10 protein-coding genes are annotated in these 8,436 nt (G+C 64.3%); 7 read left to right on the top strand and 3 right to left on the bottom strand.

Features of this window, described 5'->3' with window-relative positions:
- Positions 1-578 (bottom strand): histidine kinase sensor domain-containing protein (locus GYA94_RS20735; protein ID WP_174824200.1); only part of this gene is annotated, 578 nt, incomplete at its 3' end.
- 1 nt (position 579) lies between these two features.
- Positions 580-1,299 carry a response regulator transcription factor gene (locus GYA94_RS20730; RefSeq protein WP_161892997.1) on the bottom strand — a complete coding sequence of 240 codons (720 nt, stop codon included), beginning with the start codon at positions 1,297-1,299 and terminating at the stop codon, positions 580-582.
- 192 nt (positions 1,300-1,491) lie between these two features.
- On the opposite strand from GYA94_RS20730, the gene GYA94_RS20725 reads away from it, so the two are divergent.
- Genes GYA94_RS20725 through GYA94_RS20710 form a run of 4 tightly spaced genes read left to right on the top strand, consistent with a single transcriptional unit; the run spans position 1,492 to position 6,155 of the window.
- Positions 1,492-4,245 (top strand): response regulator, encoded by a 2,754-nt coding sequence (locus tag GYA94_RS20725; protein ID WP_110679042.1) that lies wholly within the window; start codon positions 1,492-1,494, stop codon positions 4,243-4,245.
- Between the two features lie 50 nt (positions 4,246-4,295).
- The gene (locus GYA94_RS20720; RefSeq protein ID WP_161892996.1) at positions 4,296-5,285 is read left to right on the top strand and encodes a 2-hydroxyacid dehydrogenase; all 990 of its coding nucleotides are present in this window, start codon (positions 4,296-4,298) and stop codon (positions 5,283-5,285) included.
- A gap of 31 nt (positions 5,286-5,316) precedes the next feature.
- Positions 5,317-5,754, top strand: coding sequence for a hypothetical protein (locus tag GYA94_RS20715; protein ID WP_161892995.1), 438 nt, complete (start codon positions 5,317-5,319; stop codon positions 5,752-5,754).
- On the top strand, positions 5,751-6,155 hold the full coding sequence (locus GYA94_RS20710; RefSeq protein ID WP_110679039.1) for an META domain-containing protein: 405 nt from the start codon (positions 5,751-5,753) through the stop codon (positions 6,153-6,155). The genes GYA94_RS20715 and GYA94_RS20710 overlap by 4 nt, the downstream gene beginning before the upstream one ends.
- Before the next feature lie 195 nt (positions 6,156-6,350).
- Here GYA94_RS20710 and GYA94_RS20705 read toward each other — a convergent pair whose 3' ends face one another.
- Entirely contained in the window at positions 6,351-6,815 is a 465-nt protein-coding gene (locus GYA94_RS20705; protein WP_110679037.1) for a TlpA disulfide reductase family protein, read from the bottom strand.
- A gap of 85 nt (positions 6,816-6,900) precedes the next feature.
- Between GYA94_RS20705 and arsC the strand changes: the two genes are divergently transcribed.
- Genes arsC through GYA94_RS20690 form a run of 3 tightly spaced genes read left to right on the top strand, consistent with a single transcriptional unit; the run spans position 6,901 to position 8,262 of the window.
- Positions 6,901-7,254, top strand: coding sequence for an arsenate reductase (glutaredoxin) (arsC, locus tag GYA94_RS20700; protein WP_110679036.1), 354 nt, complete (start codon positions 6,901-6,903; stop codon positions 7,252-7,254).
- Positions 7,251-7,856, top strand: coding sequence for an NAD(P)H:quinone oxidoreductase (gene wrbA / locus GYA94_RS20695; RefSeq protein ID WP_161892994.1), 606 nt, complete (start codon positions 7,251-7,253; stop codon positions 7,854-7,856). Before arsC ends, wrbA begins: the two co-directional genes overlap by 4 nt.
- A complete protein-coding gene (locus tag GYA94_RS20690) occupies positions 7,849-8,262 on the top strand; it encodes a DUF2069 domain-containing protein (RefSeq protein ID WP_029887454.1) in 414 nt (137 codons plus the stop codon). Before wrbA ends, GYA94_RS20690 begins: the two co-directional genes overlap by 8 nt.
- Positions 8,263-8,436 lie beyond the last annotated feature (174 nt).

Raw genomic sequence — 8,436 nt, 5'->3', positions numbered from 1 at the left:
CAGGCCCGGGCCTGCTCGCGCAGTTGGTTCAACGGCACGATCAGCATGCGGTACAGGCCCACGCACAGCAGCAAGGTGAACAGGCCCGGGATGATGCCATTGGTGATGATGCGCCACAGCACGCGGTGCTGGTCCGGGTTGAAGCGCTTGGGCAGTTCGATCACCAGCATGCCCTGCTCGGGCGCACCGGGGAACGGGATACGTAGCCACGGCTGCTCGACGCTGCGCCGGCTCATCGGCCAGTCGACCCCACGCAGGCGGGTCAGGCGCTGCATGATCTGCGGGTTGAGGACCGCGCTGTCGAGCGGTTTCAGGTTGATATCGAGCACACCCACCCAGCCATGTTCACGCTGGTGCATCGCCGCCACCCACTGGTCCAGCCCGGCCCAACCACCGCTGCGCCAGGCCTGCTCGGCCTCGCTGGCATAGCCGCGCAAGGTCTGGCGCGCCGGCTCCGACAAGAAGGCGTTCTGCAGCTCCATGCGCTGGCCCCAGGTGTAGCTGAGGCCGATCATCAGCAGGCAGAAGCCAACCAGCAGGATGGCCAGTTTCCAGAACAGCGAATGGCGGTCGAGCATGCTACTGCGCCTCACCCACGCCGAACACGTAGCCCTTGCCCCATACGGTGCGGATCTGCAACCCCTGATAACCGATGCCCTTGAGCTTGCGGCGGATCTGGCTGACATGCATGTCCAGGCTGCGGTCGTGCCGCGAATAGCCGCGTTGCAACACCTGCTGGTACAGGAACGCCTTGCTCAGCACTTCCTCCTGGTTGCGGTAAAGGGTGTCGAGCAGGCGAAACTCGCTGGGGGTCAGCCCGGCCAGACGGCCATCAAGGCGCACATCGCACAGGCCCTCGTCGAAGTGCAGCGCGCCCGCCTCTGCCGGCGGCTGCGGCGCCTGGTAGCGGCGTTCGAGCGCTACACGGCGCAGGATCGCTTCAATGCGCACTTGCAGCTCAGCCATGCTGAAGGGTTTGGGCAGGTAGTCGTCGGCCCCGCGCTGAAAGCCGCTGATGCGGTCTGCCTCGGCGCCCAGCGCCGACATCAGAATCACCGGTGTGGTACTGCGCTGGCGCAACTGGGCCAGCGCATCCAGACCATTCAACCCAGGCAGCAGAATATCCATGAGCACCACGTCGAAGACCTGGCGGCCTGCCGTTTCCAGGCCCTCCAGGCCACTGCGGCACCAGGTGACGTGGAAGCCACCGCGCTGCAGCTCTTCATGCAGGTAGGCGCCCAGCACCGGGTCGTCCTCGATGGCGAGGACATTGGGGTTGTGAATAGCTACAGGACTCATTGGCAACTGCCATGCATTCTCAATTACGCGATTATTGTGTATGTGCGCCCTGCCAGGCAACCGCGATACGACCCGTGCTGCAGGATCGGCGCAAAACACCGACTAAACAGATGCAATGGCGTGCCAGGCAGAGTAACGTCGCGTCTTGGCCGTCACCACTGACGGTGGCCAGGCACATCACAGGAGGCGAGTGTGCTCGATCGTTTGGGAATCCGCAGCCGGGTTCTGCTGCTGGCACTGTTACCGGCAGGCCTGATGGCGCTGGTGCTGGGCAGTTATTTCACCTGGCTGCAACAAAACGACCTGCGCACCCAGTTACTGCAGCGCGGCAAGATGATCGCCGAACAGCTGGCGCCGCTGGCCGCCCCGGCCATGGCCCGGTTGGCGCCTGCGCAGCTGGAGCGCATCGCCGCGCAAACCCTGGAGCAGAGCGACGTGCGCTCGGTTGCCTTCCTGGCGCCGGACCGCACGCGCCTGGCCCATGCCGGGCCGAGCATGCTCAACCAGCCACCCAGCGGCGGCACCGGCACCCAGTTGCTGCAGCGCAGCGGCAATGACGCCACCCGCTATCTGATGCCCGTGTTCGGCCACCACCGGGACCTGGCCACCGAGGCCGTGCCTGCCGAAGCCGAGCGGCTGCTGGGCTGGGTCGAGATCGAGCTGTCCCACGATGGCACCCTGCTGCGCGGCTACCGCAACCTGTTCACCAGCCTGCTGCTGATCCTCGCCTGCCTGGTGCTAAGCGGCCTGCTGGCATTGCGCATGGGCCGCTCGATCAACGACCCCATCGAACGTATCAAGCACGCGGTCAACCAGCTCAAGGACGGCCACCTCGAAGAGCGCCTGCCGACCATGGGCAGCCATGAGCTGGACGAACTGGCGCGCGGCATCAACCGCATGGCCGAAACCCTGCACAACGCCCATGAAGAACTGCAGCACAGCATCGACCAGGCCACCGAAGACGTGCGCCAGAACCTGGAAACCATCGAAATCCAGAACATCGAACTGGACATGGCGCGCAAGGAGGCACTGGAGGCCAGCCGCATCAAGTCGGAGTTCCTGGCCAACATGAGCCATGAGATCCGCACCCCGCTCAACGGCATTCTCGGCTTTACCCACCTGCTGCAGAAAAGCGAGATGACTCCGCGCCAGCTAGACTACCTGAGCACCATCGAAAAGTCTGCCGACAACCTGCTGGGCATCATCAACGAAATTCTCGACTTCTCCAAGATCGAGGCCGGCAAGCTGGTGCTGGACAGCATCCCGTTCAACCTGCGCGACCTGATCCAGGACACCCTGACCATTCTGGCCCCGGCCGCCCATGCCAAGCAGCTGGAACTGCTCAGCCTGGTCTACCGCGACACGCCCACGTCGCTGGTCGGTGACCCGCTGCGGCTCAAGCAGATCCTCACTAACCTGGTCAGCAACGCCATCAAGTTCACCCGCGAGGGCACCATTGTAGTGCGCGCCATGCTCGACGATGAGCATGAGGATCATGCCCAACTGCGCATCAGCGTGCAGGATACCGGCATCGGCCTGTCACCGCAGGACGTGCGTACACTGTTCCAGGCTTTCAGCCAGGCCGATAACTCGCTGGCCCGGCAGCCAGGTGGTACCGGCCTGGGCCTGGTGATTTCCAAGCGCCTGATCGAGCAGATGGGTGGCGAAATCGGCGTCGACAGCACCCCGGGCGAGGGCTCGCAGTTCTGGATCAGCCTGAACCTGCCCAAGGCGCACGACGATATCGAAGAACTACCGCTGCAAGCGCTGCTGGGCCGCCGTGCCGCCATCGTCGATAACCATGAACTGGCCCGGCAGGCCCTGGAGCACCAGCTGCAAGACTGTGGCCTGAGTGTCAGCCTGTTCGCCACCTACGACCAGTTGCTGCAAGCCGTGCAGGCCGCCAGCCAGGCCGGGCAGCCATTCGAGCTGGCGGTGCTGGGCGCCAACCTGGGCAACCTGTCGCCAGAACAACTGGGCCGCTACCATCAACAGCTCGAACGCTACCATTGCCAGTGCGTGGTGCTGTGCCCGACCACCGAGCAGGCGCTGTACCACCCCTTCCTGCCCAATGGCCATGGCCAGTTGCTGTCCAAGCCTACCTGCACGCGCAAATTGCGCCGGCTGCTGCTGGAGCTGGTCCAGCCCCGCCGCCTGCAGGGCGAGGTGAACAGCCGCAACGGCCCGCGGCGGCCGAAAATACTGTGTGTCGACGACAACCCTGCGAATTTGCTGCTGGTGCAGACGCTGCTCGAGGACCTGGGTGCCGAAGTACTGGCGGTCGACAATGGCTATGCGGCACTGCAGGCCGTGCAGCAGGAACCCTTCGACCTGGTGCTGATGGATGTGCAGATGCCCGGCATGGACGGCCGCGCCTGTACCGAACAGATTCGCCGCTGGGAAAACACCCAAAGTGGCAACCCATTGCCGATCGTCGCCCTCACCGCCCATGCCATGGCCAACGAGAAACGCGCATTGCTGCACGGCGGCATGGATGACTACCTGACCAAGCCGATCAGTGAACGGCAACTGGCACAGGTGGTGATGAAATGGACCGGTCTCAGCCTGGGCACGCCGCAGCAGGCGCCGGCTGAAACCACCGGCAACGGCGATGAACTCAAGGTGCTCGACCCGCAAGAAGGCCTACGCCTGGCAGCCGGGAAAGCGGACCTTGCCGCCGATATGCTGAACATGCTGCTGGCCTCGCTGGAGGCCGACCGCGAAGCCATCCGCGCCGCGCGCCTGGCCAATGACCATGAGGGCCTGATCGAACAGGTACACCGCCTGAACGGGGCTTCACGCTATTGCGGCGTGCCGCAGTTGCGCGCGGCGTGCCAGCGCAGTGAAACCTTGCTCAAGCAGGAAAGCCCGCAGGCCCAGCAGGCACTGGATGAACTGGATGCCGCGATCAGCCGCCTGGCAGCCCAGGCGCGGTCGAGCGCTTGAACTCACTGCCAACAGCTACCCCGGACACGCCCGACAAAGGAACCCTGACCATGCGCGCGCTAGTGTTCAGCAGCCAGCATTACGACCAGGAAAGCTTCACCCGAGCCGCCAGCGGTAACCCCCTGGACCTGCATTTCCAGCCTGCCCGCCTGAGCCTCGACACCGCAGCGCTGGCCGACGGCTACGAGGTTGTCTGCGCCTTCATCAATGACGAACTGGACGCCCCGGTGCTGCAGCGCCTGGCCGACGGCGGCACGCGCCTGATCGCCCTGCGTTCGGCCGGCTACAACCACGTCGACCTGGCCGCTGCGCAACGCCTGGGCCTGGCCGTGGTGCGCGTACCCGCCTACTCACCGCACGCGGTGGCGGAGCACGCCGTGGCGCTGATCCTGGCGCTCAACCGGCGCCTGCACCGGGCCTACAACCGCACCCGTGAAGGGGACTTTACCCTGCATGGCCTGACCGGCTTCGACCTGCATGGCAAAACGGTCGGGGTAGTGGGTACCGGCCAGATCGGCGCAGCCTTCGCCCGCATCATGGCCGGTTTCGGCTGTCAGTTGCTGGCCTACGACCCCTACCCCAACTCGGAACTGCTGGCCCTCGGCGCGCGCTACCTGCCACTGCCCGAACTGCTACGCGAAGCGCGCATCATCAGCCTGCACTGCCCGTTGACCGAACACACCCGGCACCTGATCAACGCCCGGAGCCTGGCCGAAGTCCAGCATGGCTCCATGCTGATCAACACCGGCCGCGGCGCACTGGTCGACACCCCGGCACTGATCGACGCGCTGAAAAGCGGCCAGCTCGGCTACCTGGGGCTGGATGTCTATGAAGAGGAAGCCCAACTGTTCTTCGAGGACCGCTCCGACCAGCCGCTGCAAGACGATGTGCTGGCACGCCTGCTGACCTTTCCCAATGTCATCATCACCGCACATCAGGCGTTCCTGACCCGCGAGGCGCTGGCTGCGATCGCCACTACCACGCTGGACAACATCAACTGCTGGGCGGCAGGCAATCCACAGAATCTGGTCATGGGTTAATGCTAGGATACGCGGCATTTCTGGAGGACCCATGGTCGAGCACGATTTCCGCTATACCCTTTTCAACCCGCAACACACCCTGATCGAGTGCCGCGCCCTGGTGCCAGGCCGCTATCAGGTCACTGGCAACGGCGGTTCGATGCACAAAGGCGATACCCTGCTGGTGACCCTCAAGGGCAGCAAGGACCTGGCCATGCGCCTGACCGTGGAGAGCGTGCGCCACCTGATCAACCCGCGCGGCCAGTGGGTTGCCGTGGCCACTGGCCCAGTGTTCAACGCGCTGGAAATCCTCAACTGGAAGGTTGAGTGCGACAACTGTGACGCCGCCCTGGACTTCGAGTTCGCCGTAGACGCCAAGCTGGGCAAGCAAGCCCGCCAGCCTGCAGCCAGCGCACGTGTCGCCGAACTGGGCTGGGCCAGCCGTGGCGACAAGCATGTGTGCCCGCGTTGCCAGGAGAGCGCCGAGTGAAGAATCTGCTGACCGGCGCGCTGATTGCCACCGGCCTGCTCGGCTGCGCTGCGCAACCTTCGAAGTTGCAGCAGGAGCGCAGCTATGTGCTGGAGTGGATTGGTGAGCGCCCGTTGATCGACTACAGCCACCTGACCCTGACCTTGGCCAGTGATGGCCGTGCCTATGGCAATGCCGGGTGCAACCACTGGTTTGCACCCTACACGCTGGACGGCCAGCACCTGAGCTTCGGCAAGGTCGGCAAGACCCGCAAGCTGTGTGCGCCGGCGCTGATGGAGCAGGAAAAACGCTTCCTGCAGGCGCTGGAAACGGTGCAGCGCTGGGATGTGTCGCCCATCGAGCAACTGCGCTTCTGGCCGGCCGAGGGCAAGCCGCTGCGCTTCTGGCCTGAAGAAGGCTGAGCGCAGCTGCAAGCTGCGAGCTGCAAGCTGCAAGCTGCAAGCTGCAAGCTGCAAGCTGCAAGCTGCAAGCTTCAAGCTTCAAGCTTCAAGCTTCAAGAAAAAGCAGCTCCTAGCACCGGCCTGCTTTTCTTGTAGCTTGAAACTTGTAGCTTGTCGCTTGTCGCTTGTCGCTTGTAGCTTGTCGCTTGCAGCTTGTCACCCCTGCTTCAGGGCCTTGATCTTGGCCTGCAGCCCTTCGAGGGTCTGCTCGCCCAGCAACTGCTCACGCACCTTGCCCTTGTCATCAATGATGTAGGTTACCGGCAGCGCCTCGCTGCGCGGCAGGTCATAGCGCTCGGCCGGGTCCTGGGCCAGTACGGTGAACCCGATGCCCAGGGTTTCGGCGGCCTGCTTCAGGTCCTGGCCCTGCAAACCATCGAAATTCACCCCCACCACCTTGATACCCTCGGCCGCCCACTGCTTGGCCGCGGTATTGAGTTCCGGGATTTCGGTACGGCACGGCCCGCACCATTCCGCCCAGTAATTGAGCACCAGCCAGTGCCCGTCGATCTGTTCGGCCTTAACCGTATTGCCGTGCTGGTCTACGCCATAATCGGCACCGCAACCACCGAGCATCAGGCTCGCGGTGATGGCCAGTACTGCTGCCAGACGCCTTGCCATGGGTCAATCCTTCTCGAGTTTTAAAGCAAACTGGTCAGTCGCTGCGGTTAGAATAGCCGCTACAACCAGCTGGATGCGACCCCACATGACTGACCTCACGCTCTATCATAACCCGCGCTGCTCAAAATCCCGCGGCGCGCTGGAACTGCTCGAAGCCCGTGGCCTAACCCCGATCATCGTGCGCTACCTCGAGACCCCGCCAGACGCCGCCACCCTCAAGACCTTGCTCGGCAAGCTGGGCCTGGCCCCACGGCAGCTGCTGCGCACGGGTGAGGATGAATACAAGGCATTGAACCTGGCCGACCCTGCACTGACCGATGCACAGCTGATCGAGGCCATGGTCCAGCACCCCAAGCTGATCGAGCGGCCGATCCTGGTTGCCGGTGACAAGGCGGTGATCGGTCGCCCACCAGAGAAAGTGCTGGAGATCCTGCCGTGAGCCAACCCTACATCCTGGTGCTTTACTACAGCCGCCATGGTGCAACCAGCGAAATGGCAAGGCACATCGCCCGCGGCATCGAGCTGGCCGGCATGGAAGCGCGCCTGCGCACGGTGCCGGCGATTTCCACCGAATGCGAAGCCGTGGCCCCGGACATTCCGGCCAGCGGCGCGCTGTACGCCACCCTCGACGACCTGCGCCACTGCGCCGGCCTGGTGCTGGGTAGCCCAACCCGCTTCGGCAACATGGCGGCGCCGCTCAAGTACTACCTCGATGGCACCAGCAGTCTGTGGCTGGGCGGTGAACTGGTAGGCAAGCCCGCCGGTGTGTTCACGTCTACCGCCAGCCTGCACGGTGGCCAGGAAACCACGCTGCTGTCGATGATGCTGCCGCTGATGCACCACGGCATGCTGGTAATGGGCCTGCCCTACAGCGAATCGGCACTGCTGGAAACCCGCGGTGGTGGCACCCCTTATGGCGCCAGCCACCATGCCGGGGCAGACGGCAAGCGTGAACTCGACCCGCACGAGATCGCCCTGTGCCGCGCCCTTGGCCAACGCCTGGCGAGCACCGCCAAGGCCCTGGAGGCCGCGCGTGGCTAGGAAGCCCAAGGTGTTGCCGCCGCTGGCTTGGCTGGCACCGCGCTTACGCCTGACGCGGGCGCTTAGCCTGGCGTTTTTCTTTGGCCTGATTGCCCTGCTGGTGGTGAACAACCTGTGGTTCGCCAACCTGCATGGGGCTCGGGTCGAGGTGATCCTGGCGATCGAACTGGTGCCGCTGCTATTGCTGCTGCCGGGCATGCTGCTGGGCAGCGCCCGGGCGCATGCCTGGACCTGCTTCGTGGTGAATATCTACTTCATCAAGGGCGTGCTGGCAGCCTTCGACCCGGCGCGGGCGGTGTTTGGCTGGGTTGAAGTGCTGGTCAGCCTGGGGCTGTTCATTGCCGGGCTGCTGTATGTGCGCTGGAAATTCCAGCATGAGCGGCGCATGGCGGGCGAAGGCAGTTGAGTCAAGGGGCTGCCTTGCAGCCCAATCGCCGGCAAGCCAGCACAGGTCTGCACATGGCTTGAGGCTGATGCGGTCGAGGTGGGAGATTCTATGGTTCCTGGCAAGGGTAGCCGGAGCATCTTCAGCGCCTGTGAGATCGAGCGCCGCCCGCGCGGCGCAATCGCGAGCTGCGCT

Origin of the sequence: Pseudomonas juntendi, from assembly GCF_009932375.1 — a bacterium.
GTDB classification, from domain to species: domain Bacteria; phylum Pseudomonadota; class Gammaproteobacteria; order Pseudomonadales; family Pseudomonadaceae; genus Aquipseudomonas; species Aquipseudomonas juntendi.
Note: the sequence above shows the minus strand (reverse complement) of the source record. Positions and strands in the feature narration are given on the sequence as shown.

What these genes read in the sequence shown, in the direction of transcription:
- GYA94_RS20730 (WP_161892997.1), bottom strand. Translation starts at nt 1,299, where the DNA reads ATGAGTCCTGTAGCTATTCACAACCCCAATGTCCTCGCCATCGAGGAC.
- GYA94_RS20720 (WP_161892996.1), top strand. Translation starts at nt 4,296, where the DNA reads ATGCGCGCGCTAGTGTTCAGCAGCCAGCATTACGACCAGGAAAGCTTC.
- GYA94_RS20715 (WP_161892995.1), top strand. Translation starts at nt 5,317, where the DNA reads ATGGTCGAGCACGATTTCCGCTATACCCTTTTCAACCCGCAACACACC.
- GYA94_RS20705 (WP_110679037.1), bottom strand. Translation starts at nt 6,815, where the DNA reads ATGGCAAGGCGTCTGGCAGCAGTACTGGCCATCACCGCGAGCCTGATG.
- arsC (WP_110679036.1), top strand. Translation starts at nt 6,901, where the DNA reads ATGACTGACCTCACGCTCTATCATAACCCGCGCTGCTCAAAATCCCGC.